17 protein-coding genes are annotated in these 25618 nt (G+C 42.4%); 2 read left to right on the forward strand and 15 right to left on the reverse strand.

Features of this window, described 5'->3' with window-relative positions:
* Positions 1-47 precede the first annotated feature (47 nt).
* Positions 48-872: a DNA ligase gene (locus AN214_RS02895; protein ID WP_054978343.1), complete on the forward strand. Its 825-nt coding sequence runs from the start codon at positions 48-50 to the stop codon at positions 870-872.
* Position 873: 1 nt separating this feature from the next.
* Here the strand turns inward: AN214_RS02895 and AN214_RS02900 are convergent, their stop codons facing one another.
* The 11 genes from AN214_RS02900 to AN214_RS02950 all read right to left on the reverse strand — a co-directional run bounded on the left by AN214_RS02900 (position 874) and on the right by AN214_RS02950 (position 13909).
* Positions 874-1332, reverse strand: a complete 459-nt coding sequence (locus AN214_RS02900) for a methylglyoxal synthase (protein ID WP_054978344.1) — start codon at positions 1330-1332, stop codon at positions 874-876.
* Positions 1333-1343: 11 nt separating this feature from the next.
* The gene (locus tag AN214_RS02905) at positions 1344-1979 is read right to left on the reverse strand and encodes a LysE family translocator (RefSeq protein ID WP_054978345.1); all 636 of its coding nucleotides are present in this window, start codon (positions 1977-1979) and stop codon (positions 1344-1346) included.
* A 12-nt stretch (positions 1980-1991) separates the two neighbouring features.
* Positions 1992-3149 (reverse strand): multidrug effflux MFS transporter, encoded by a 1158-nt coding sequence (locus AN214_RS02910; protein ID WP_054978346.1) that lies wholly within the window; start codon positions 3147-3149, stop codon positions 1992-1994.
* Between the two features lie 112 nt (positions 3150-3261).
* On the reverse strand, positions 3262-3909 hold the full coding sequence (locus AN214_RS02915) for a peptidylprolyl isomerase (RefSeq protein WP_054978347.1): 648 nt from the start codon (positions 3907-3909) through the stop codon (positions 3262-3264).
* On the reverse strand, positions 3910-4299 hold the full coding sequence (locus AN214_RS02920) for a polymer-forming cytoskeletal protein (protein ID WP_054978348.1): 390 nt from the start codon (positions 4297-4299) through the stop codon (positions 3910-3912).
* Complete coding sequence (locus tag AN214_RS02925) at positions 4286-5506, reverse strand: M23 family metallopeptidase (RefSeq protein ID WP_054978349.1); 1221 nt, start codon at positions 5504-5506, stop codon at positions 4286-4288. Before AN214_RS02925 ends, AN214_RS02920 begins: the two co-directional genes overlap by 14 nt.
* A gap of 171 nt (positions 5507-5677) precedes the next feature.
* Positions 5678-6991, reverse strand: coding sequence for a fumarylacetoacetase (gene fahA, locus AN214_RS02930; protein ID WP_054978350.1), 1314 nt, complete (start codon positions 6989-6991; stop codon positions 5678-5680).
* Between the two features lie 149 nt (positions 6992-7140).
* The gene (gene hppD, locus AN214_RS02935; RefSeq protein WP_054978351.1) at positions 7141-8187 is read right to left on the reverse strand and encodes a 4-hydroxyphenylpyruvate dioxygenase; all 1047 of its coding nucleotides are present in this window, start codon (positions 8185-8187) and stop codon (positions 7141-7143) included.
* Positions 8188-8582: 395 nt separating this feature from the next.
* Positions 8583-11300: a metallophosphoesterase gene (locus tag AN214_RS02940; protein ID WP_054978352.1), complete on the reverse strand. Its 2718-nt coding sequence runs from the start codon at positions 11298-11300 to the stop codon at positions 8583-8585.
* A gap of 127 nt (positions 11301-11427) precedes the next feature.
* Positions 11428-12876 (reverse strand): peptide MFS transporter, encoded by a 1449-nt coding sequence (locus AN214_RS02945; RefSeq protein ID WP_054978353.1) that lies wholly within the window; start codon positions 12874-12876, stop codon positions 11428-11430.
* A 256-nt stretch (positions 12877-13132) separates the two neighbouring features.
* Positions 13133-13909, reverse strand: a complete 777-nt coding sequence (locus tag AN214_RS02950; RefSeq protein WP_054978354.1) for a hypothetical protein — start codon at positions 13907-13909, stop codon at positions 13133-13135.
* 40 nt (positions 13910-13949) lie between these two features.
* Here AN214_RS02950 and AN214_RS02955 point away from each other — a divergent pair, with 40 nt between their 5' ends.
* Positions 13950-15722 carry an ABC transporter ATP-binding protein/permease gene (locus AN214_RS02955; RefSeq protein ID WP_054978355.1) on the forward strand — a complete coding sequence of 591 codons (1773 nt, stop codon included), beginning with the start codon at positions 13950-13952 and terminating at the stop codon, positions 15720-15722.
* 46 nt (positions 15723-15768) lie between these two features.
* On the opposite strand, the gene AN214_RS02960 is transcribed toward AN214_RS02955, so the two are convergent.
* The 4 genes from AN214_RS02960 to bcsA are packed head-to-tail and all read right to left on the reverse strand — an operon-like array spanning position 15769 to position 25616.
* Entirely contained in the window at positions 15769-19581 is a 3813-nt protein-coding gene (locus AN214_RS02960; protein ID WP_054978356.1) for a cellulose synthase subunit BcsC-related outer membrane protein, read from the reverse strand.
* Positions 19572-20690 (reverse strand): cellulose synthase complex periplasmic endoglucanase BcsZ, encoded by a 1119-nt coding sequence (gene bcsZ, locus AN214_RS02965; protein WP_054978357.1) that lies wholly within the window; start codon positions 20688-20690, stop codon positions 19572-19574. Before bcsZ ends, AN214_RS02960 begins: the two co-directional genes overlap by 10 nt.
* 2 nt (positions 20691-20692) lie before the next feature.
* Positions 20693-23005 carry a cellulose biosynthesis cyclic di-GMP-binding regulatory protein BcsB gene (bcsB, locus tag AN214_RS02970; protein ID WP_054978358.1) on the reverse strand — a complete coding sequence of 771 codons (2313 nt, stop codon included), beginning with the start codon at positions 23003-23005 and terminating at the stop codon, positions 20693-20695.
* The gene (bcsA, locus tag AN214_RS02975) at positions 22989-25616 is read right to left on the reverse strand and encodes a UDP-forming cellulose synthase catalytic subunit (RefSeq protein ID WP_054978359.1); all 2628 of its coding nucleotides are present in this window, start codon (positions 25614-25616) and stop codon (positions 22989-22991) included. The genes bcsB and bcsA overlap by 17 nt, the downstream gene beginning before the upstream one ends.
* Between the last annotated feature and the right edge of the window lie 2 nt (positions 25617-25618).

A 25618-nucleotide genomic window follows, 5' to 3' on the forward strand; every position in this document is an offset into this window, starting at 1 on the left:
ATTTAAAGTACACTTTAAAGAGCCGTTGAATTTTCAAGGAGGAAAAAATGGCTCTTAAAATTTCTCTATTCTTAACCTTATCACTTATTACATCTGCTGCTGATTGTGTCGAAGTGCAGCTTGCTAAATCCTATCAACAACAGCCCATTAATGATTACCTAGTGAGCGAGAAGCTTGATGGCGTGCGTGCCATATGGAAAAACAACCAGCTTGTGACCCGAAATGGTAACGTTATTCATGCGCCAACTTGGTTTACTGAACATTGGCCGCGTGAGTGGCTTGATGGTGAATTGTGGAGTCGCCATGGTGATTTTGAGTTTATTGCTAGCACAGTACTCGATACCAAGGCAAATCATCAAGCATGGCGTAAAATAAGGTTTTATGTATTTGATATGCCGAATCACAGCCAAGCATTTCACCAGCGCTACTTGAATTACAAAACATTGATAGAAGCAACGCCTTCTGACTACTTGACGGCAATTGAACAGCGTCAATTTACTACTCATCAGGAGTTGGATGCCTACTATCAAGCCCGAATAAAACAGGGGGCCGAGGGCATTATGCTGCATGCAAAAGCCGCTCAGTTCAGCGATGGCCGTAGTGATAATTTACTCAAGCTTAAGCCGTATCAAGATGCCGAGGCTAAGGTGGTGGGTTACAGTCCGGGTAAAGGAAAATACCATGGGTTAGTTGGCGCATTGATTGTTGAGCTGCCAAACGGTCAACAAATCAAGCTGGGCAGTGGTTTGTCAGATGTTATGAGAAACACACCGCCCGAGATAGGGTCAATGGTGACATATCGTTACAATGGCTTGACGAAATACGGCAAGCCTCGTTTTGCACGGTTTTTACGTGTTAGGCACTCTGAATGATTTAATCGAGTCGATCGGCCAAATAATTATGGTAGTCAGGGATTGTACGATGTATTTGTTGTGACATAAGCTCGCTGGCAATCAGCATATCAGCAGTCGCTTCATTACAGGCAACGGGAATATTCCACACCGCAGCAAGTCGCAATAGTGCTTTTACATCAGGGTCGTGAGGCTGTGAAGCAAGTGGATCCCAAAAGAAAATCAGTAGGTTGACTTCATGCTCGGCGATTTTAGCGCCAAGTTGCTGGTCGCCGCCCATAGGGCCGCTTAAAAGCTTTTCAACCGCCAGCCCAGTGGTTTTTTCTATTAAGTGGCCAGTAGTACCTGTGCCGTATAAATTGTGTTGGCTGAGTACATCTTGGTGTTTTTGGCACCATAGAGTTAGCGCTGATTTTTTACCATCGTGGGCAACAAGCGCAATGCTTTTTTTGGCGGGGATTGCAGTGGTAATTTGTTCCATGTTTTCACACTTTAAAATACTTCGAACACCAAGCGTAACCCCAATACAACAAAAATACTACCGGCAATGCGGTCAATCCATTGCTGCGCGCTCGGGTGATGTTTAAAGTAACCTGCAATCTTGTTTCCGCTTTTTACGTACAACACATCGATAGGGAAAGCCAAAATTGGGTAAAGCAAGCCAAAAATCAACAACTGTAACCATACTGGTGTGCTTAGCGAACTGTCGGCGAATTGCGGAATAAAGGCTAAAAAGAAGAGCGCGACTTTGGGGTTAAAAATCTCGGTCAGCATGGCTTGTACAAAGATGTTTTTTTCTTTTTTATTTGTAAGTTCGCAGTGAATAATTTCTGGTTTTCGTAAGCTATCAATAATGCTGGTGACACCTAAGTACACAAGGTAAAGCGCACCTATTATAAGAACCGTTTGATACGCTAATTGAGATGTTTTTAAAATCACACTAAGGCCAGCTACCGCTAATATTGTGTGTATTACGCCCGCGGTGGCAAAGCCAAATGCTGTTTGCATGCCAGCAGCTTTGCCTTTAGCAAATGTTTGCGCCATTAGAAACGCGTTTGATGGCCCCGGTGACACCGCAAGTAAGAAGCTTAAGGTGATAAATGACAGCAGCGATTCAAAGTTAATCATTAATTGATATCTCTAGTTGTAAGACGGTTTTACCGCGCTTTGATAGCGTTTTAGCGTTAATAAAAAAGGCAACACACTAAGTAAGTGCAGCGCAATAATAAATGGAATCGCAAGCGGTAGGTATTGGGTTAAGCTAACGATTAATCCCGCGCCACTCATTTGCATCATGCCAAGTAAGGCCGATGCTTTGCCTGCTTGCTTTTTAAAAGGCCCTAGTGCGTTACCTGCAGCAGCGCCCATAGCGAACGAATAGCCCATGGAGCCGACAAAAATTGCACACATAAAGCTGCTAACATTTGCAAACGTAAATTGAAATAGTAAAACCAAACATGCAGCGCAGACCATCAGCAACAAACCACATAATAAGGCGAGTGATGTAGAGCGCTTGATTAATTGCGGTGCCGTGAAACTGGCTATAATACTCACTGTGGCATTAATGCTAAACCAGAGCGTAAATTCTTGCTCGGTTAGCCCGTGTTGGTTAATTAAGTAGTTAGGGGCCTGTGCAACAAATGCCAAAATAGCGCCCATAGCTAGCATGCAAATTGTGGCATTAAACAAAAATGTTGGGTGTGAAATTATTTGCCAATAAGACAGTTTTTCCTCAGTTTGTTGCTGAGTTGTAATAGCAGGGCGTTTAGGAATTGCAATCAACAACACGATAAATCCGATTGCGGCAAATCCGGCTAAAAAGTAAAAGTTACTCTGCCAGCCAAATTGCAAGGTTAGCCAAGCGCCTAAAATAGGAGCTAATGCAGGAATAAAGCAGACAATACCATTTAAGTAAGAAATTACTTGGGCACTTTTGTTGGCATTGTAGTTATCTCTCACTAACGCAAATGTGCTAACAAATGTTGCCGCTGCTCCAACACCTTGAATGATACGGGCGATAATTAGCAAGGTGACGCTATCGGAAAACGCCGCAAGTACTGAGCCAACAAAGTAAGCAAAAACGCCAAATATAGCTATTTTTTGGCGGCCAAAACGGTCACTTAAGGGACCAAATAAGAGCTGTCCAAAGCCCACGCATAGCATGTAAACAGTAATGCTTGATTGAATATTGGTAATTGACGTATCGAGTTTGTCAGCCATCTGAGGCATGGCTGGTAGGTAAAGGTCGATTGCCATTGGGCAAAAGATTACAAGCAGAACGAGGGCGAGTTTTAGCATAATCTCACTACAATTATCAGGGGCGGTGAATTGTATACGTTATGCTTAGAAGATCCAAGCCTTAAGCGTTGGCTTAAGGCTTGTGGTTAGCGCTTGGTTACTAACTGGTTTGTTATTCAGTAATAATATGCGCTGATTGGATAATGAGTTGTTGTTTTGGCTTACCAAAGCGTGTCGCGTTTTCGTTAAACAGATCTAACACTGCTTCATCGCTAACTAGCTTGCCAAACACGGTATGTTTGCCATCTAGGTGCGGAGTTGCGCGAAAGGTAATAAAAAACTGGCTACCGTCGGTATTTGGACCGGCATTGGCCATGCTCAATAAGCCTTTTTGATCATGCGATACTAAAGGTTCAAATTCACCGCCGTAACGATATCCTGGGAAACCTTGCCCATTGCCAAGTGGATCACCACCTTGCGCCATAAAATCGCTAATAACACGATGAAACGTCAGTGAATCGTAAAAGCCAAGCTTGGTTAAATAAATCGTACTTGAGGCATGCATAGGCGCTGTTTTATGAAACAGTTCAAACTTCATTTCGCCTAAGCTTGTTTTAAGTACCCAGTAATAGGTTGTGTCTTGTGCAAATTCAAGTTTTGGCGGCAGCGTTAATTTGGTGCGCCATTTCTCATCTTGTTTATCGACTTTTTGTTCACTAATAAATTGTTCAACTTGCTTTACAGCAGGATCTTGAAACCAACATGCAGATAAAATAGCGGCTGATGTAAGCGCGAGTAGGGTATTACGTAATAAAGTCATTTAGGCTGTCTTCTTTTCTTTTTTTGGTGCTTTTTCTTCAGTATTTGTTACTACAGGCGTTGCTGCTTGTGTCATAGAGCCTTGAATTGAAGCGCCTTCTTGAATGCTAATAGTGTCGTGAAAAATATCGCCAACTACATTTGCCGACTGCTCTAATACCACTTTTTTAGCCTTAATCGTGCCTTTAACGGTACCTTTTACAATTACTTCTTGCGCGTTTATATCGCCTTCTACACGGCCGTCATTGCCGATAGTTAGGCTTTGTACATTCACTTCGCCAATGATGCAGCCTTCTAACTGAATTGTGCCTGAGTTGTTAATTGTCCCGGAGATTTCAACGTCTGATGAGATAATAGAAGGAAACGAATTTTTTTTCTTATTGGAGAACATTCTCAAATGCCTTAGTTAATTTTAACGGGTTAATGTGTTTTTCATTGTGTAAAATTTCATAATGTAAATGGGTGCCTGTACTGCGTCCTGAGTTACCCATTAACCCGATAACTTGGTCCTTTTGTACTTCTTGTCCACGTTTTACGTTAATTTTAGCCAAATGCCCGTAGCGTGTTACGAATCCATTCTTATGTTCAATTTCGATAAATTTACCATAGCCGCCATTGCGACCTGCACGTTTTACTGTGCCATGTGCTGGGGCAAAAATTTCAGTTTTGTGCCAGCCAGCTAAATCAACGCCGCGGTGCATTGCTCTGCGCTTGGTAACAGGGTCGGTACGTAGGCCATAGCTACTTGAAACATAAAATGCTTTAGCCGGCAAACTGGTCGGTAGTAATTCAAGGTTACCGCTTAGCTGATTAAGTACTACTATTTTATCTAATAACGCTTGCTGCTCTTTACTCAATACAGATGCATCAACCGCATTAAATGGACCACCTTGAGCTGTTTCATCTAACTCTTTGTTAATTAAGGTTGTGTGGTCAACCCCAGCTTTTTCCAACGCTTTTAATAGGCTCTCAGTACGGCCATCGACAACTTGAGAAAGAGTAGTAAACTGAGTATCAAGCAGTTGGTTTTCACGCGCGATGTCACTTTCAATGGTTTCTTCGCTAGTGCTGTCATCTTGCGTGTCAGATTCACCTTCACTTTCAGCCTTAGGCTCAGGTTTGATATCTTGTTTTTTATCTTGCGCTTTTTTTGTCGCGCCAGCGTCTACAGGCTTTGTTTCGGTGCCAGATGTTTTCGCTTGTTGCTCTGTTTGAACTGTTGGGCTTTCTTTTTGTGTGGCGTCTTGTTGCGCCTGAAATTCTTCTTGCTGCGCTTCAGGTAATGACTCAAGCATATTGGTCATTAGTTGCGATTTTTCATCAATTTGAGAAATGCGACTTGAAAGTTCGCTGTGCTTTTCACGATAGGATAGGTGTAGCGCATCAAGTTCAGATTGTTTTTGCTCAATGACTTGCTGTTGTTCGGTGATCACGCCATTTAGCTCAACGTATTGATAACTACCCGCACCAGCAATAATGCACACAGCAAGACCTACGAAAAATAGCGTTACTTGCAGCCAGCTTGGCAAAGTAAGGTATTTTACGTCACCGTTTTGGCGGATCAGTAACTGTTTATCTGGAAAAAGTGCTTTTAACATTATGAAAACCGACGTAGTTAAATATACTGCCTTTGATTATTATTAATTAGCAGGCAAGTTAACCGGTACAAGATACCAACATACTGCAAAAAATCCAGGAAAATTTTTGAAATACGACTTAAAAAGGAGTATTAGGTGGCAATTTGCTTGCCACCTAAAAAGGGCAGGAGGTTACTTGGCAGGTAAAACTGTGCCTTCAACGCGGCCAAAGCCAATGCGGTTAAAGCCGTTGGCTTCACACCAACCACGCATAATCACTTTATCGCCATCTTCCAAGAACTTGCGCTCTTCGCCATTGTTCAGTTTAATGCTTTCTTTACCACCACGAGATAGTTCAAGCATTGAACCTGCTTCTTCATGTTCAGGGCCTGACTGAGTACCTGAACCTAGCATGTCACCTGGAATAAAGTTACAGCCATTTACCGTGTGGTGTGTCACCATTTGCGCTACTGTCCAGTAACTGTGTTTGAAGCTTGACTCAGAAAGCTTGCTTGGTGCAGCACCGTCAGCACGCATTTTTTCAGATTCAAGTAACACATCCATCTGAATATCGAATGCGCCTGCTTCACGGTTGTGTGAAGACTCAAGGTAGTCAAGCGGCTGTGGATCGTTTTCATCACGATGCCACTGTGTACGGTAAGGCGCTAACGCTTCAGTAGTGACAATCCAAGGCGATACAGTTGATGCGAAGTTTTTCGCAAGGAATGGTCCTAGCGGCTGATATTCCCACGCTTGTAAATCACGCGCAGACCAGTCATTAAATAAACAGAAACCAAATACATGATCTTCTGCATCTTCAATGCTAATTGCATCGCCTAACTCGTTGCCTTTACCAAGGTAGATACCTAGCTCAAGCTCATAGTCCATGCGTTTTGCAGGACCAAATGACGGTACGTCTGCATCAGGCGCTTTAGTTTGCCCTTTTGGACGAGGGAAGCTTTGACCTGACACGCCAATTGATGATGCGCGACCGTGATAACCGATTGGCACCCATTTGTAGTTAGGTAAAAGCGGGTTATCAGGGCGGAATAAGCTACCTACGGCTGTTGCGTGGTAAATCGATGTGTAGAAATCGGTGTAGTCGCCAATATGGCACGGAAGTGCATATTCAACGTCATCTTGTGCTACAAGTGCAGATTCAAGAGCACTTTGCTGCTCAGAACCTTCACGTAGTGCTTTTGAAAGCGCTAAACGTAGAGCAGACCAATGTGCCTTACCCATGCCCATAAATTCGTTGAGTGCAGGTGCGTTGGCAGCAATTACAGCTTCTTGAGCAATGCCTGAGAAAATGCCCGCATCTGCAACTACGGCTAAATCTAATACTTGGTCACCAATTGCGACACCACCGCGAAATTCTTCTGATGATCCTTTACGACGGAAAGAAGCAAATGGCAGGTTTTGAATTGGGAAGTCATTGCCAGCAACGTTTGCGCTGCTTATCCAGCTTTTTAAATTAATATCGTGCGTTTCATTGATAAAAGACATAGTCTTTCCTTTTGCTTTTATTGGCTTAGGCTAAATATGGCGATTGAATTAATAAATTCAAGTTTGAAAACATGTTAGCCTTGAAATAGCAAAAGCAGCCTGGTCAAAAAAGACGAAAGCTGCTTTTTATGTTGTTAGCTTATCTTAACTTAGAGAACACCACGGCGCTCTTGGTCACGCTCGATTGATTCGAACAATGCTTGGAAGTTACCTTCACCAAAGCCACCATCGTCAACACGTTGGATCATTTCGATAAAGATTGGGCCAAATAGGTTTTTAGTGAAGATTTGCAGTAAGTAACAATCTTCGCTTTGGCTGTCTACCAGAATTTGGTGCTCTCTGATTTTATCTTTGTCTTCTTTAACCCAAGGAACACGGTCAAAAATAGTCTCGTAGTAATGATCTACGATATCTAAAGTTGCAATGTTTGTTTGGTCAAGCATATCTAGTGAGCCCACTAAGTCGTTAGTTAAAAACGCTAAGTGTTGAACACCTGGGCCATTGTATTCATCTAGATATTCATCAATTTGGTTGTTGTTATCGTCTTTACCTTCATTGATTGGAATCGAGAATGTGCCACATGGTGACTTAAGTGCGTAAGACAGTAGTGCTGTTTTCTGACCTTTAATGTCGAAGTAACGTACTTCTTCAAAACCAAATACGTCTTTGTAGAAGTTCGCCCATGTTTCCATAGTGCCTTTGTAAACATTATTAGTAAGGTGGTCGATGCGAAGGAAACCTTTGTCTTCAACAATGTTTTGCTCAGCTAAGTCTTCAAAGTCATTTGCATAGATAGAGCCTTTATCACCAAATACGTCGATGAAGTAAATTAGGCTGTCACCAATACCGTAAATTGCTGGGTATGGTAAATCTTTATTAGCCGCATCTGTTGCAGGCTTTGCACCGCGCTCAACAGCAACATCAAATGCTTTTTGTGCATCAGCTACACGCCAGCCCATTGAACAAATTGCCGGGCCGTGTGATTTAGCAAATTCAGCTGAAAAACCATCACGCTCATTGTTTAGTAAAAAATGAATATCATGTTGGTTGTAGTAGGTGATGTCTTTACCTTTAAACTTTTTCAGTTTTGAAAAACCAAAGTCTGCAAAGATCTTGTCCATATAATCTGCATCTGGTGTCGCATATTCAGTAAATTCGATACCTAATAAACCGAGTGGGTTATTTACTTGAGTCATTTTTTGTCCCCTAAAGAGTGAGAGATGGCTTATTACGTTTCGAGTGGCCAACTCTTTAAACACGAATTGGCTAGATAATTATGCAAAAGTTGTAAAAGGAAAAGAGCTAAGGTGATTTTGCTAGGGGTGGCTTTTTGTAAACTTTTAAATACAAAAAAGGCAATATTTAGCTGTTTCTTTTATTGCGATTTATTGGTGCGTAAAAAACAGCCTATTTTGAACGAGTAAAATTTTGATTTCTGCGGTGTGAATGGTGAGTAGATAAAAACAGGCTAAAATGTAGCACTGTTAATGGCGTGTGATTTTTGCTCATTTTTGTGCAGTTTTATTTACAATTTTGAGAAAGCGATGCGTACGCACAAAAAAAAGGGGCGTAGGCCCTTTTTATCAAATCCCTATTTTTTTGCCTTAAAGAACTTTTCACGTTGTTTTAACCAGGGATTAATCGCCATCGTGGCAACACTTTCACTGTGACGTTCCACTTTTTGATTGAGTGCCCGAGTACTTTGATTAAACCGCATCGTTTTACTTGGGCCGCCAAGATTGGCTATTTCATCTGCATCGAAGCTACGTCCAGCAAAAAGCAGTGCGTTTAAATAGCCCGGCTCAGTTTCATAAGTGTCGTCTGTAAGCAGTAACAAGGTATTACTGAGAGCCCAGCGTTCACCGATTTCACCTTCGTCTTTTTCACCGACTAACTCACCGTTAATAAATACTTTTAAAACCCCATTTTCAGGCGCGCTATAAAACACAATCGCCACGCGATACCAAGTGTTTGGTTGTAGGTTACCAAAGAAGCCACTATCACGGGTTGTGATACCCACGCCATTGGTATCGCGGTCAACAAATAGATCCGCATCGTTGTTGTTAAGCGGGTCTGTTTGCAGTAGCCCACGGAATTCATTGCTACTGCTTTGCGGCCACATAATATCCATTACTAAGGTGTAATCGGCTACTTTATTGTTTTGGTAAAAATCGCCGTTAGCGGGCACATTGTGCTTTAATGCCAAGCCTTGCGATGGGCTATGACGACCAAAAGCCAGCACGCCAGAGCCGCCATCGGGTAGATCTGCAATATTGGCATCGCTGGTGCTTACAAATGGACTGCGTTCCGGCCCCCAATCTTTATTGAGTGGATCAAAATAGCTCAGTTCACTCGGGCCAAAGTCGGCATTAAATGGCGCATCTAAATCATTGAAATTCCAAATTGTGACATAGTTATCTTCAAGGCAGCTATTTAACGGTTGGTTGGTATCAATATGCACACATTGGCTGGTTCGCTGGCGGGCATATTGATCTAGCGCCCACCAAGATTCCGATAATTCTGTAGGAGTCGGTAACGTAACCCCCGAGAAGAACAGGCTGCCGTTATAGGCAGGGCCTTTTTGTAGTGCTAAGCGATAGGTTTTGTCATTGCTGATAGATTTATCACTTGCCAGTTTAAATACCCATTCTGGCTGCGCTAAACGCATTTGGTTTAGCTCGCTGCCAGAAACAGAGACTTCATAAAGTGCGTTAAACCCAGGCGTATCAGATGGCTGCCTTTCAACATAGTAGATCTCGTGAAATTTCTCTTGAGTTAGTTTGCCCGGAGTCCAACGGTTTTGTACTTGAATTGGGTCAAACAAGGCGGCATCGACACTGTGGGTAAAGAATGTTGCATTTGCTAAAATTTCGGCGGTTTGCGCTTCATTAGGGTAATTTTCAGAAAAGGCAATAGCGGTATTAGTATCAGGCGCGTAGCGCCCCATAATTTGCTCAATAGTGCCGACCATTTGTTGGTCAACGACATCGATATTACTCGTTAAATATGTTTTGTAGTCATAGTTAGTAATGGTGTTTGAATCGGTATTTATCGTCAGGGTTAAGTCCGTTAGGCCTTGCGCAAAAAAGTTTGGCTGAATAACCAGCGCACCGTTATCGAGTGCCTGAATACTTTCACCACCGTGGGTATGGCCACCTAATACTAAATTAACGCCAGTGATGTTTTCGGCAATACGGGTGTCGCCACCTATACCCATGTGGCTAAGCATAACCATAAAATCAACATCTTCACGATAGGTATTAACAATACTTTGTGCAACGGAAGTCCAGTCCCAGTTCATTTTAAAGTCGGGGATAAAATCTGGAATCGGAGCGGTTTGTAAGGGCTCATCGAGCTCGTTCCATGGTACTGATGTCATACCAAAAAAGCCAACTTTTAAACAACCTACTTGCACCGCGGCAAAATCAACAGCGGCGAAGCCGTTTTCGTCATTGCCGGTATAGCGTGTATTACTGGCAAGCACAATGGCATGATCGTCATTGGCATAATCTAACAGTTGTGCTGGTCCCCAGGCATAATCGTGGTTACCAACAACACGCACATCAAACTCCATTGCTTTTATCGCATCGACCGTGGCAAGCCCTTGTGAAATTTGTTCTGCTACTGTGCCTTTTTCATAGTCGTCGCCACCATTAGTGAATAAGGTATACGGCTGTGCTGATTTGGCATTTTGGTAGTGGCCTTTTATGCGACTGAAGAGTTGTTCTTTATAGCCAAAACGAGAGTGTAAATCGGCAACATGAATAAAGCGTAGCGCTTGCTCATTGGCATTGGCATCACACTCTGGGCCAATCACTTTACTAATTTCTAATTCGCGCTTTGGCTCAAAAAGCACCGCATATTGACCAAGTTGACTAAGATTAGCTTTAACGCTTGCAGCACCGACACTGCTGGTAATGGGATACCAAGTTGTATTTTCTAAACGGGCTAAATACACTTTGCCTTGTTGATATTCAGTTAAATCAACAAACACTTCCATTTCAATTGGGTTGAGTAGTGTTTTGTCTTCAGGAGAGAGCGTATAGGTGTTTGAAATTACCTGTTGCGTTTGCGTTGAAGGCGCGCTTTGTGAAGTGGTAACTTTTAAGGTGAAATCACTGTCTGAAACACCTTTGGGTATACGCAGCGCCATTCTGCCATTATCAAAGCTGGCGTTTAAACTCATCGATGGTGTGATTGAGCCACCTTGTTCTAGATCTGGCACATATACTTTTTCAGTTTCGCCACCACCACATGCACTCAGCACTAAACATATTAGTAATGAACTTAAAAGCTTCGAAGTTTTCACATATCACCCAAAAGAATTAAATTGAGAGTGGAAAATACCATATCTGGCAGCCAAGCTTCAATTACACTTAATGACATAAAAAAAGGCCTATAGAAACTATAGGCCTTTTTTTGCAATAAGTGCGTTATTAACGAGTTGCTGTTACTTCAAGCTCTTCTTCTAACACTTCTTCTTCAGTGTGGTGGTGATCTTCTGCACCGTGCATCCAATCAACAAGTTTATCTGCCATAAAGTACAGTAAAACACCTGAAGCAATCGCAGTAATAAAGATACCGCCAAAGATAGACATTGCATTTGCAAGTTGCTCTTCTTTAGTCGTATCGCCGTGGCCAATAAATGAACCAACGATACCACCAACTTTGTTAGCAATAGCAATAAATAGGAACCAAGCACCCATCATTAATGATGCAATACGTAGCGGAGCTAGTTTAGTTACCATTGATAAACCAATTGGTGATAAACATAATTCACCCATTGTATGGAAGAAGTATGCACCTACTAACCACCACATGCTTGATTTGTTTGATGGGTCACCGTCCATTTCCATAACCGCACCCATCATAAATACAAAACCAATACCTAATAAGATAAGGCCAAGTGCAAATTTAACTGGTGAGTTAGGTTCTTTGTTACCAAGACGGATCCAGATAGACGCAATTACCGGAGCAAATACAACGATGAAAATCGCATTTAAAGATTGGAACCACGTAGTCGGTACTTCGAAGCTACCAATGTTACGGTCTGTGTATTCGTTAGTGAAGATATTCATTAAGCCGCCAGCTTGCTCGAAGCCTGCCCAGAAAACAACAGTGAAAAGGCCTAATACCATGATTACTTTAATGCGGTCGCGCTCAACAGCAGTTAATGGCTCTTTACGTACTTCTGTTTGTTGTTGCTTTTCTAACTTAGCCGCAGGGATTGTACCTATGTTACCAAGTAGTTTTTGCGCAAATAAGAATTGAATAATCAATGAGAAGATCATACCAATACCGGCACAAATGAAGCCCGCTTGGTAGTTACCATCATAATGTGCAACAACTGAACCTACTACGATACCAGAAAGTGCAGCACCTACGTTGATACCCATATAGAAGATAGTAAATGCGCCATCACGACGGTTATCACCTTCTTCATATAAATCACCAACCATGGTTGAAATATTTGGCTTGAATAAACCGTTACCAGCAATTAATAGACCTAAACCTACATAGAACGCTTCCGTTTCCATGCCAGGTACCCATGCGTGCGGCGTACCTAAGATAAATTGACCCGCAGCCATTAAGAAGCCGCCGATATAAATTGCTTTACGTTGCCCTAAGTATTGATCCGCTAACCAACCACCGATTAATGGCGTAAGGTAAACAAGACCGGTAAATGTACCATACATTGAAAGTGCATCGGCTTGGGTCCAACCCATACCGTTACCGCCTTCAGAATATACTTGGTCTACTAAATAAAGTACTAAGATTGCGCGCATCGCGTAGTAGCTAAAGCGCTCCCAAAGTTCTGTAGTGAATAGCAGGAATAGGCCTTTCGGGTGGCCTAACATTTCACCTGCTTTAGGGACTGAATTCATCGTATGCTTCCTAATTCAAATTATTGTTGTGGCCAATATTATTATTGTTGTTACTACCTTTCGGTTTGAACGGGCGGCCAATAGTTATGTTTGGGTAACAGTTACCCAAAAAGCAGATTTGTGTTAATAAACATACTGAACGAGGGGTAAAATAAGGTTATTAATACAAACTGCATCCGGCCAGTATACCTAGAGAGTTTTTTAAACAAAAGCCCTTATCTAACAGATTTGACCTGTTTGTATGCACTTTTGCCGTTTATTTATGCAGGTCTTGGCACAGGCCTCTTAAAAACACGATAAAACCGTGCTCCGTTAACCAGTGTAGATGCGCTTCATCTTTTACCAGAAAATGGCCGCAAAAATTAAGTCCGTTAGCGAATATTGATTCGATATGCGCGGTTTTTCGTGGCACTAACCAGAATAAGTCTTTATGTATAATTAGGTTGTATGCACCGCTCTCAATATCACTTTTATTTAAAGCAAATTGTTGAAGCGCTTGTTGATAATACTTGATACACAGCGCTAAATTTAGAGGGCCAAATCGCACAAAGCTGATGTCGTCTAGTTGTTTTGCAATAGCTGTAATGGTGTCACTATGTGCTAAGCGAATTAACTGCATATGACGATGCCCTTGGCTCGCACCAGCAATAGGGCCTGCATTATAAAAGCCAACATCATAAGGCGAATTTAAATGTTCAAGCCACGCTGAAAAATCAGATTCCGTTAATGGGCTTTGCTGCGACACAAATTCTTTACTGCACAAAAGAGCATGGGGTTTTAATACCGGAAACTTATTTAACAGCAGCTTGTGTGACGGTGGGCAGTCTTTTACAAACATCGCCTCTTCATGAGGTAAAAATGGGTTGGTCTTTTGCGTGCTTTGATGGGGTTTATCGATTTTTTTAGCGACGCGTAAGTGCACCGTGAAGTGAATATTATTATCCAAAAAGGATTGGCTTTGTGTTGTGAGTGGCTGGAGCGTTTTTGTTTTTAGTGCGATTTCTATTTGCTGTTCAACTGCTTGCCAATACATAATACATCCTATATTTGATCTTAATGAGCACGAGTGAGTTATGCGCCGCGGTTTTTCTGTGCCAAACGAAAATGACAGCTTTAATATACGCGTCTTTAAACAAGTTGTACCTTATTTATTAGAATTTCGCACGCGCATTATTATTGCGTTTTGTTGCTTAGTATTTGCTAAGCTTGCCAGTGTTTATTTACCTTTTGTGCTGAAATACACGGTAGACACGTTAGATCAACAAAATAATGTGGTGTTATTAGGCACGGTTGGTTTAATTGCCGCCTATGGTGTACTGCGCCTTGCCAATGTGGTGTTGTCTGAATTACGCGACATGCTGTTTGGCCGTGTTACTGAGCGCGCCATGCGCCGTATTAGTATGAAAGTATTTAGCCATTTACAACACCTCGACCTTAAATTTCATTTAGATCGCAAAACAGGTGGCCTTGCCCGTGATATTGAACGCGGGGTATCGGGCATTAGTTTTGTGATGCGCTTCTTTGTTTTCAATATTGGCCCAACGTTAATTGAGCTGATGTTGGTAATTGGTATTTTAACTACCAAGTATGGCGCTAAATACGGGCTAGTGATTGCGGCTTCAGTGGTGGTTTATATTACTTTCACTGTGTATGTGACTAATTGGCGATTAAAGTTTATTCGCGAAGCCAATATGGCGGATAATCGCTCAAACACCCGCGCCGTTGATAGCCTGTTAAATTTTGAAACCGTAAAATACTTTAATAACGAAGAACACGAAATTAAAGAGTACGACGTTGAGCTTGCGGCTTGGGAAAAAGCGCGCCGTAAAAACCGTTTATCACTGTTTGCGTTAAATGGCGGACAAGCATTGGTTATTGCGACAGCGATGACATCAATGCTGTTATTTGCAGCGCTTGATGTGGAAGCAAATGCGATGACCCTAGGTGATTTTGTATTAGTTAATGCCTTTATGATGCAAATATTTATGCCGCTTAACTTTTTGGGTTTTGTCTATCGCGAAATTAAAGGCTCGCTCACCAATATTGAAAACATGTTCGATTTACTCAAGGTTAACTCATCTGTATCGCGCAATAGCAAAAGTGAGTCACTGACGGTAAACCAAGGGGCCATTACATTTGAAAATGTCAGCTTTGGTTATGCAAAAGAGCGCACAATTTTAAATAATCTGTCTCTTAATATTAAGGCGGGCAGCAAGGTTGCAATTGTTGGCCCGAGTGGTTCTGGAAAAAGTACTTTAACCAAGTTGCTATGCCGGTTTTATGATGTAACCAATGGCAGCATTCAAATTGATGGGCAGAATATCGCTCAGGTTAAATTAGATTCATTGCGCGAAGTTATTGCCGTGGTGCCACAAGATACCGTGTTATTTAATGCCAGTATTTATGACAATATTCATTACGGCAACTTATCGGCAACGAAAGAGCAAGTGATTGCAGCAAGTGAAGCAGCGAATCTTAAAACCTTCGTTGAATCGCTTAACGATGGTTTTGAAACCCATGTTGGCGAGCGTGGTTTAAAGCTCTCAGGAGGTGAAAAACAGCGCGTTGCTATTGCGAGGGCACTATTGAAAGATTCCCCCATTATGGTCTTTGATGAAGCAACTTCAGCACTTGATAGCCATAACGAAGAAGCCATAATGCGAACCATCAAAAAAGTGGCACGCCATCATACGGCGATTATGATTGCTCATCGCCTCTCAACTGTGACCGATGCGGATCACATTTTTTATTTAGAGCAAGGGCAGCTGGTGGAAGAGGGGGCACACCAACAACTGCTTGAAAAAGAAGGGCGTTATGCCGCTCTTTGGCGCAGTCAAAGTCAGTAATTAACAAATAAAAAAGGGAGCTTTGCTCCCTTTTTCAATTATGTGATTAATAGTTAGCGTAAGGCACGATTAGCCTTGGTACTAATGGCAGCTCACCGTAAACTGGGTTAAACAAATACTTCACGTAAATTTGACCATAATTTGGTTCGTAAAAATCAGCGCGGTCGATATTAAAGCTCGCACCAATTAACCATTGAGGTTGCACGCGGTATTCAACTAAGCCCTCAATACCCCATGAAAATCCACTGCTTTTATCTGCAGCAAATGTTGGTTCAATGCCCGTTTCAACTGCTTTGAGCTCTGCAACAGCTTGTAATTCCGGGTTGTTTGGGTAAAGTTCAATGGCATCTGTGGTTGTACGCGAATAGCCACCGTTCACTTTGAGGCGATAAACTAAGTCCTGCTCAAATCGACCATCTACTGTAACAGGCACTGACAGACCAAGGTATTTTTGTGGGCTGTAGTAACCGCCATGGCCGTACGTTTCTTCTGAAAGGTTATGCTTATAGCCCCAATACAACAAGTTAGTGCCGACAGACAGTTCAAAGTCTGGTTGCTGGATAAAGCGATAGTAGGCACCTGTCATCGCTCGTTTTCGGTCGTTATCAAGTACATTTTTGCCTTGATAATACTGATAATCGAGCGTCGCCCAAAAACCCCAATCGAGGCCAAGATCGTGATACAAGCCAAGGGCAATACCATTGCTGGTAACGCCACCCCAAATCTCATTTTGATTGACGTCTTCAAGGCCTGCATATGACAATACGCTGTTAGTGAGTGCTCTACGCTCAATTTCAATGTCGTAGCTAAAGTCTCCCAGACTATTTTGATAGAGCACGCCACCTACGATATTTGAAATTAAGAAGCCTTGTGGTGTGGTACCAATATCCACACGCCAGTTTTCGTTTTGCCAGCCAACACCTAAAGCAACACCTTGATCGCGAGGGGTAATGCTAAATAACGAGCAAGTATCATAGCAAAGTGCGCCAGTGCCGTAACGACTTGCGGCAAATCGTTCTGAAAAGTTAGTTTGTTGGGCTGAGATGCTAACGGCATCCGCTTTAACAAATAACTGACCCTCTAAAAATGGGAAGTAGCCTTCAAATAACGCTGCACCTAAGCCCAATTCATGATCGTTTTGTGTACTGGTTTGGCCGCTAAAGTCCCCAGCAAGCGCAATATGCCCATCGGTACGGTTTTTAATTTTTGCAATGCCCGAACGAGCAGAACGCATGTACCAAGTATCGGTTTCTTGGTCTTGTGCTAAGTCATGCAGCACTTTTTTGTCGGCAACATCAACACGTTGTTTTGTAAGTACTTGACGATAGTATTCAATCGCAAGTTCGCTTTGGCCAAATTTGTCGGCTACTTGGCCTGCAAGATTGAGTAATTCGCCATCGCTTGGTGAAAGTGCGAGTAGATCTTTTTGGTATCTGAGCGCATTGTCTTGATCTTTAAAATCGAGTAACAGGGCCATTAATCGGCGCTGATTATAGTTTTCATCTGCCGGAACGCGATAAACTAAGTGTCTAACTACTTTTTCACCCAGCGCATATTTATTACTAAATAGGGCTTTTTCGGCAACTTGATACTCAGTTTCGAACTCTAATTCGCCGTATTTGTGCGCATTTTCATATAAAAAATCAACTTGCTCAAAATCACCTTTATTTAACGCAAATTCAAGCAAGCGTGCATTTGCAGGAATGCTCGATGGGTTGTTGCTAAGGTATGATGTTAAGATAATCTCTTCGCGATCAGGCTGTTTTTTTACTTGGTAGCGCACCTTTAAGTTTTCAATTTCGCGCTTTTCACTTTGGGTTTGCGCCGGCGCCATATGCAAATTGGCAAACCATGAATCGAGATCATCGGCGTCGTCTGCGCTAAGCAACCATTCACTGTAGAGCTGATACCAGTAGAAGTCGAGTTTAGGTGCGCTATTTAGGGCGCTTTTGAGCTGGCTGGTGGCACGGTTATGCATGCCTAGTTTGTACCATTGCGCTGCAATTTGTGCTGTTTGCAGGTTACTTAAATCATTTTGATTTTCGATGTCTTGCAATAGGGTAAGGGCAGAGGCTTTTTGTTCGGTCTCAATTAACACATCGACTTGTTCAAATTGCTCACCGAGTGCTAACGTCTCTTTTAATTCTTTTATTTGCGGCGTGTAATCTTTCACTCGAACATAAGATAAGCTTTGCAATCCAGCGCGAAAATCGCCTAGCGAACGCATATAAAGTGCGTGGGTATAGCGAATCTCTGGGTTCATTGGAAAACGCCAAAGCGCTTGATTATAAACCTTCTTACTGGTGTCGATATCACCTAACTTACGCCACTCAAAGGCCAAGTCATAATAAAGCCAGCCATTAGTAGGTGAGGTTTTAATTGCTTTTTCAAGCAGTGCAATCGCTTCTTTCGGCTCGCCTCGTGCAGACAGCTCTTCAGCTTGTTCACGGTAAATTGCCGTTTTTGCAGCGTTTATTTCCGCACTGACCGTTTCGCGTTGTTTTTTAGTTAAACTTGATTCAAATCGCTCTAGTGCATTAATACTTTGTTGCTGTTCTACAATATTAAGCAATAAAGATAGAGCATAGCCATTATTAGGGTCACTGCGTAATACGGTTTGCAGGTATTTTGTCGCCTGAGCTGTGTCACCTTTGGCCTGTGCTACCTGTGATGAATAAATCAGTACGGTATTAGTGTCTTCTTTAAGTTTTAACGCACTGGCTAGCAGCTGTTCGGCTTTTGTCAGCTCTAAGGCATCAATTGCAGATCTTGCTTCACTGATCAGCCCCCAAAACTTGGCGGTATTTAATAACCCTAACCAAATTGATTTATCGCTACTGTCTGCGAGTTTGGCGGCCTTGCTAAAATATTGTTGGGCATCGGCATGTTTGCCTTGTGCCATTAAACTACGGCCAAGGTCGCCCACAATATCAGCGTCTTTTGGTCTGCCTGCGGCTGCTTTGCGTAACAGCTTTTCTGCAAGTGCGTAGTTTTCTTTTGCCATATGGCGTTTTGCGCGCTGCCAGGCTTGGTAGTTAGGGTCGGCTTCTAGCTTTAGTTGTGCAACTAATTTTTCACTAAATACTTCGTACTGCAATTTACCTAAATCACTTTGTGGATAGAGGCTAAAAAAGTAACTGTATTGTGAGCGAGTAAAGGTGCTAATTGGCATATCTTCTAACGCATTTAACCATACTCGCTCAACCTCAATGCGCATTTGCGAATGGGTTGCGTATTTACGCAATATAGCCAGCGATTTTTTGTCAGTGGGTTTTCGCTTTAAGATATGGCGCGCATAGGCTACTTCAAACTGTGCCGTATTAGGGTAGCGTTGCGTCAGCTTAGTAAATAACTTTTTTGCTTGTTGCCAACTATTGGGATCGGCGGAAAGTATGTTGGCATATTCAAACTTTAATCTCGCCGTTGGTATTTCGCCGCGAAATAACGCTTTAAATTGCTTTGCTGCTTCTTTTGATTGACCTGCGCGAGCCAATAAGCGCACAGCTTGCAGTTTTTCTTTACCTTCAGGTGAGTGAATATACGCAATGCTATCTAAGCGTTGAATATACGGATAAAACGGTTCATCTTTTTTAAATGCTTTGAGCTCTTCAACGGCTTTTTCTGTTTCACCTTGCTCGAAGTAGTAGCGGATCCAGGCAGCGCGAATATCGAGGCTGCCAGGCTCAACTTGCTCTAATCGGGCGAGACTATCAATCACCAGTTGTGGTTTTTGTTGTGCCTCGCCGAGTTCAACTTGTTCTAAAAGCCAACTAATAGGCTGAGCATCAAGGCCTTCACTGGCATGCAGTTGTTGGCCAAGTAAACAGCTTACTAATAATGCTGCCGCTCTTAGTTGCATTCGGTGCTCCATGCCGGCACTAACGAACCGTCATTTAGTAACTCAAAACGTGCATTGGTTGCGGCGGTGCCAAACAATGTGAGTACACTGCTGTAATAATTATTTCGCAGCTCATAGTCTATGTTGGCGTTGATTTTTTGATTAATCATACTTGCGGTTACGCGATCACCAAATGATTTCATAAAAGGTAGAATCGCTGCTTGAAAGCCAAGAGGGCCAGTTTTTGCAGTACGTCCTGTTTTAGCATAGGTGTTGAGTGGTACTGCGCGACTGCTACTTACTTTTCGCGCCATTGGGTCAAATTTGAACAACAGCTGCTCTTTGTAACTAACATCATCAGCTAACAAACCAACCCATAAATAACTGCGAATAGCATTGAAGTTACCCTCACCATTGTGCTTTTTAGTGAAGTGGAAGCCTTTTTTGGGATTGTATAGCACCCAATCTGGGCTAAAGCCTTTTGGCGCACTTTCTGAAAGCACAACCAATGATGAATTGAGTACTTCTTGCCATGGTTGGCTTGGATAGAGCTCAACAAAGCGCTGGAAAATAAACGGCGGCAAATAACTTGGGTTTAAACGCCATGTTTGTTCGCCTACTTCAAAGCCATAAGGGGCAGGCAATAGGGTTAATCCTAGTCCCGGTAAAAACTCGGTTTCTTCTTTTAAAATGCGCTTTGCCATTACTGCAGCAAGTACCGCATAACGACGTTCATTCCATAAACGGCTTGCTTCTGCTAGCACGTAGGCTATCCATAAATCAGAATCAGACGCAGGGTTAGAATCTAAAATCCCATAGCTGGTTGGCGTTTTACGGCCCCAAAGCCATGCAGGTAAACGTGCGCTTAAATCACCTTCAGCAAGGTGACGCTCGGTCCAATTAAGCAGTTTATCAAAGGTTTCTTTATCGTTCGCCACGAGTGCGAAGAATAAACCGTAAGATTGACCTTCACTGGTGGTAATGTTTTTCTCAGAACCAAGGTCAATTACGCGACCATCTTTTGAGATAAAATTGTTTTTAAACGTTTGCCACTCAGGCCACACCATACAACTTTCTGCTTTTAGCAATGTCGGCATTAGAAGCAATAATACAATGAGTAACTTTTTCATATTTAGTCTTCCTTCTCACCAACACGTTTGCGCGCTAACGTATTGAGAACACGCCATAAGATAACAGATAAAATAAGTAATGTAAGAATGGTCATAAATGCTAATAACAGCGGATGATCTGATAAGTGGAACCAAATAAGTGTGTGCAGCGGTAACGATCCAATATAGTAGCGCTCACCTAAATGCGATTGATGCACTTTATATGGGTTGATAATTGTTGCAGTGCCTTGCACTTCAATTAATTTAGCGCCATCAATTAGGGTGTTGTTGATAAGCCCCAAATCATTGCTGGTTGCGGCCATAATTGAAACGACACTACGCTCGTCGTTAAACGGCGATTGGAACCCTGCAATCGCTGCAAGTGAACCATAACTCTCGAGTGATACTTGCGTTGAGGCATCTTCATTGCTCTTAGCGTACTTGTATGGTTGCGTTTCATAAATTGCTTGTTTTATTTCACGTAGAGAGTGATTAATCAGCACCGACATATGCTCGTTCTGAGCAAAACTTTCAGCACCTGTTTGCGAGCCAATGAGCAAGATATCTTTATCGTCAAAATCAATGTCTGCACCGTTATCGGTGAGGATTGTTGCTTTTAGTGATGGGTAACCCGTTGTTTGCCCTAAGTGACCTGTTGCAGTAAGCAAGGTTTCTACTTCATCACGGTTAGGTGATTGTGGTAAAACAATTAAGGTTTCGCTTAAATCTGCAAACTTAGTAAATGGAAAACCACCTTGTGCGTAAGCATGCAAGTTAGGCATCGCAATATAATGGTGATAATCAGAGACATCAATTGTAGAGTTCTCGTCAATTGCGCCTATGGTGCCCTCAGGTGCGGTAGTTTGACAAAAACCTTCTTTTTCAGTTGAGAATAAGAACTCAAAGGCTACGTCATTTTTAATATCCACTTTAAAACCGGGTACGGTAAAGTAACGTTCTTTATCGGTATCATCGGTCGATAGCAGTGGAATACGAATATCTTCATCGACTAACGTTGAGTACTCATTCGGGTCGAGTTTGTAACCTTGCACATACTCTTGGTTAATCGACATATTAAGGCGTGAAACACCTTTATCTGTTGGTGGTGTATAGCGGTATTTTAATTCGATTGGTAAACCGTCGGTGTACCAAGTGAATAAATCGGGCGCGACACGTACATCTAGTTTTACTGGTGGTGCACTGTAGCCAACAGCTTGAAGTTGATTTTTATACTCGACCAATTCGCCAAAACGAACCGGGCGATCTGAGCGGATCCAACGCGGCGCGTCGTAAGCTTTACGCGGCTCAATGTATTCAACTTTGTTAATCTTTGCAGTGCGGCCAGTCATCATTGGCAAGCCTAATGCTAAGCCTTCCGCTGCAACTTTTAAGTCATCACTATTACGGCCTAAGATTAACAAGAGTTTTTGGTAACGATGCTCTGGGTTTGCGATTACTTCAACAACAGGGCCATCAACACCTGGATAATCCGCCAAGAAATCAGGGCGATTATCATTGGTTGCAAAAAGAACACTGTGTGAACTTGGTAGTGCATTGTAGTTAACTGGGAATTTTGCACCACGCCAGTTTGCCTTTGCGCCAAACCATGAGCTTAAAATACTTGCAGCGTGCAAGGTTGTGTTATCTGGCGTTTCGTTAAATACAAACGGCAGTGTTAACTGAGCATAATCACGTTCATCAAAAAACGGTTCTGGGAACTGAGCGAGTAAGCTCTCAAATGGTAATTGCTGCTCGGTATAGGTAATGCGACTGGTACGACTAATATCAGCCCAAATACTGGAATGAAATGGGTCTTCACATTCACGGGTATAGTGACCAATTAACTCAAATCTGAGGGTGTTAAAGTCTTCAACGAATTTAGGCTCAAGCTTAATGCTATGGCGCTGCATGCCTTCGTTAACTTTATCTGGGCTCGCGTCGGTGACCGGAATTGTCGCCATAACTTCTTCATTTAAATACACCTTTAAATGGGAAAGTTCTTTGATCAATGCAGGTGAGCTGGTAAATGCAAAGTCGAGACTTAAATCGGTAATAATGTGATCAACACGGTTAGTAAAATCAACCGTACGACTTGCTTGCACTCCGCGCAAACGCATATCAGGTCGGTTCAATTGCTCAAATGTATAAGACAAGGTACTTTGAGGACCTGCCTCAGGGTAACCTTGTTTGTATATTTCTTTATTTTCAGCAATTTTGATTGCGTTGCGGGCAAAGTTGCCTGTTGCATTGTTGCCGCTTGTTGTTGCGTAGCCATTGATACTACACAGCGAACTGAGCGCCAATATGCTTCCTGCTACTTTAGTTAGCACTTTCATAATTTAAATTTCCCAGTTTTGGCTTTTGCGGCATAAATGAGCCAACCAAAATTAAAATATTACCAATCTTTGTTATGTATTTCTTTACTTTCGCTGGTGCATGAAGAATTAAGCTTTTAAAACCACGGATACTGGTTTGTTTTACATGCTTAAAACTTTCAGAGGGAAGGTCATGCGTAAAATTCTCTTGCCAACCGAGCCACGCATCAGCGCGACTAAAGGTTGATTCAATATAGTTTTTCTCTTGCTCTAGTGTCAGATTACTTAAAATCAATCCGACTCGATTTTTACGTGCGTTTATCACTTTACACGGAAATGAAAACTGTCGGCGTCCACGTGACATAATAAGGTCAACATCAGTTTCCACATTAATTAAATCATCAGCTGGCAACTGTACGCCTACACCAACATCACTAAAATCGGTTACGCGTACTTTGTATGTTCTGCCATTCGCATCGCGTAGCGCAGCAGGGAAGTTCGCCGTAATACGGTGTGAGCGTCTTACTTGTTTTGCTTCTGCCGCAACCGCAATCGCTGCACCTAAAATCATAAAGTTATATAGTGCCCATGCCATACTGATTAACAATACGCCGATTTGAACGGGGTCGCCAAAAAATATGCGAAAAACACCAACAACTAAGCCAATCAAGTTAATTGTTGCGAGAAAAAGGTATGGTTTTGAGATTTCCCAATCATAGAAGTCTTTATCGGTTAAACCACCTTTTTCGGTTACGTTAAACTTACCTTTGTTAGGCGCAAAAAGTGCCACGGTTGTAGGCTTTAAAATATACCAAGCAAGCACTGCTTCATATACTTCCCCCCAAAATGAATAACGCCATTTACCTTGGATTCGGGAGTTGGTAATTTTAACCTGCATTAGGGTTGGCACCACGTACAGTAAAATTGCTAAAAACGGCGCATAAATAATATAGGCGTCAAAATAAATGAGTGCCAAAGGAGCCGTTAAAAACACGATGCGCGGAATACCAGAGAAAAAGTGCATTGCCGCGTTCAAATAACAAAAACGTTGGCTTAACGAGAGCCCGCGCCCAAGCAAAGGATTATCCACCCTAAATATTTGCGCCATACCCCGCGCCCAACGAATACGCTGGCCCACGTGGGTCGACAAACTGTCAGTAGCAAGCCCGGCAGCTTGTGGAATATTAATGTAAGCGGTGCGATAGCCTTTACGTTGCATTTTGAGTGCTGTGTGAGCATCTTCTGTTACTGTTTCAAATGCGAAGCCGCCAATTTCTTCAATTGCACTGCGACGAATTACAGCACAAGAACCACAGAAGAATGTAGCATCCCATAAGTCGTTTCCGTCTTGAATTAGACCGTAAAACAGCATGTTTTCGTTGGGCGTTTGGGCAAAATTACCGAGGTTCTTTTCAAACGGGTCGGCAGAGAAAAAATGGTGTGGTGTTTGCACCAGACACATTTTAGGGTCTTCGACAAATTGACCAATGGTCATCTGTAAGAACGAACGTACAGGTACGTGGTCACAGTCGAAAATGGCAATTAACTCACCATCAGTGTAACGCATTGCATGGTTTAGGTTACCTGCTTTAGCGTGAAAGTTGTTTGGGCGAACAATATAGCCAACACCAATCTCAGCGGCGAATTCTTTAAACTCGTCTCGCTTGCCATCGTCAAGAATATACACATTTAGCTTGTCTTCCGGCCAGTCTAGCGCCAGAGCTGCGATAGTCGTTGGTTTTACAACACTTAAAGGCTCGTTATAGGTTGGAATGTAAACGTCAACAGTAGGCCAATTACTGGTGTCCTTAGGAAGCTTAACCGGTTTGCGTTTTAACGGGCGCATGGTTTGGAAAAAGCCCAAAATTAGAATAAACCAAGCATACGCTTCTGCAGCAAGTAAGCCAAACCCTAAAAACAACGCAATAGGATCACCCCAATTCAGCGTTTCATTTACGCGCCACCAAATGTAACGGGTAGAGGTCGTGATTGACAAGGTTATCATTACAATTGTCGGTAATGGTCCTTTTATACCTCGCAACGAGTAGGCGATAAATAAGATCAAACTCATAAAGATCGCTTGCGCTTCAAGGGAAAAAGGAACCGTAATAAATATCGCCAATAAAAAAAGTACCGCAGCAAGCAGTATCTTAGTGATATGAGGTTTTTCCCAAAAATCGGCGGAGGTTAATTTTTGAAATCCGGTTTGGGTATTTTCATTGATTTCTTTGTTAAGTGATTGCCGCACGCGCAGGGTAAACCATTTATCGAATCGCATTGCCCAGTCGATAAATAGCGGCAAAATTTTGAAAATGGAATATTTTGATTCTTTCTCAACAGCTTGTTTACCATCACGTTTAAACTTTACTAGCGTAAGAAAGGTTAATTGAATCATAAAGCGAATTGGGTCACCAAGGCGAAAACGGTTCGGTTTTAATTGTGGAAAGTAACGATAAAAAGCATTATCAAAATCGATACGCTCTAATTTAATAAAGGCATGCAAAACAAAGTAAGCCACAGTAAGTAACAGTGACATAAATACACTGTAACTATTTTCTTCAAAAAAGAAGCGATAGCGTGACTTTACTCTACCAATATTGTGCTTTGTGCTAACGAGGCTAGACGTATTCATAT

The sequence above is a fragment of the Pseudoalteromonas sp. P1-9 genome (genome assembly GCF_001399975.1).
Classification (GTDB): domain Bacteria; phylum Pseudomonadota; class Gammaproteobacteria; order Enterobacterales; family Alteromonadaceae; genus Pseudoalteromonas.

What these genes read in the sequence shown, in the direction of transcription:
- AN214_RS02900 (WP_054978344.1), bottom strand. Translation starts at nt 1,332, where the DNA reads ATGGAACAAATTACCACTGCAATCCCCGCCAAAAAAAGCATTGCGCTT.
- AN214_RS02950 (WP_054978354.1), bottom strand. Translation starts at nt 13,909, where the DNA reads ATGTATTGGCAAGCAGTTGAACAGCAAATAGAAATCGCACTAAAAACA.
- AN214_RS02910 (WP_054978346.1), bottom strand. Translation starts at nt 3,149, where the DNA reads ATGCTAAAACTCGCCCTCGTTCTGCTTGTAATCTTTTGCCCAATGGCA.
- AN214_RS02960 (WP_054978356.1), bottom strand. Translation starts at nt 19,581, where the DNA reads ATGCAACTAAGAGCGGCAGCATTATTAGTAAGCTGTTTACTTGGCCAA.
- AN214_RS02925 (WP_054978349.1), bottom strand. Translation starts at nt 5,506, where the DNA reads ATGTTAAAAGCACTTTTTCCAGATAAACAGTTACTGATCCGCCAAAAC.
- bcsZ (WP_054978357.1), bottom strand. Translation starts at nt 20,690, where the DNA reads ATGAAAAAGTTACTCATTGTATTATTGCTTCTAATGCCGACATTGCTA.
- AN214_RS02905 (WP_054978345.1), bottom strand. Translation starts at nt 1,979, where the DNA reads ATGATTAACTTTGAATCGCTGCTGTCATTTATCACCTTAAGCTTCTTA.
- AN214_RS02895 (WP_054978343.1), top strand. Translation starts at nt 48, where the DNA reads ATGGCTCTTAAAATTTCTCTATTCTTAACCTTATCACTTATTACATCT.
- AN214_RS02915 (WP_054978347.1), bottom strand. Translation starts at nt 3,909, where the DNA reads ATGACTTTATTACGTAATACCCTACTCGCGCTTACATCAGCCGCTATT.
- AN214_RS02920 (WP_054978348.1), bottom strand. Translation starts at nt 4,299, where the DNA reads ATGTTCTCCAATAAGAAAAAAAATTCGTTTCCTTCTATTATCTCATCA.
- AN214_RS02955 (WP_054978355.1), top strand. Translation starts at nt 13,950, where the DNA reads ATGCGCCGCGGTTTTTCTGTGCCAAACGAAAATGACAGCTTTAATATA.
- hppD (WP_054978351.1), bottom strand. Translation starts at nt 8,187, where the DNA reads ATGACTCAAGTAAATAACCCACTCGGTTTATTAGGTATCGAATTTACT.
- AN214_RS02945 (WP_054978353.1), bottom strand. Translation starts at nt 12,876, where the DNA reads ATGAATTCAGTCCCTAAAGCAGGTGAAATGTTAGGCCACCCGAAAGGC.
- bcsB (WP_054978358.1), bottom strand. Translation starts at nt 23,005, where the DNA reads ATGAAAGTGCTAACTAAAGTAGCAGGAAGCATATTGGCGCTCAGTTCG.
- bcsA (WP_054978359.1), bottom strand. Translation starts at nt 25,616, where the DNA reads ATGAATACGTCTAGCCTCGTTAGCACAAAGCACAATATTGGTAGAGTA.
- fahA (WP_054978350.1), bottom strand. Translation starts at nt 6,991, where the DNA reads ATGTCTTTTATCAATGAAACGCACGATATTAATTTAAAAAGCTGGATA.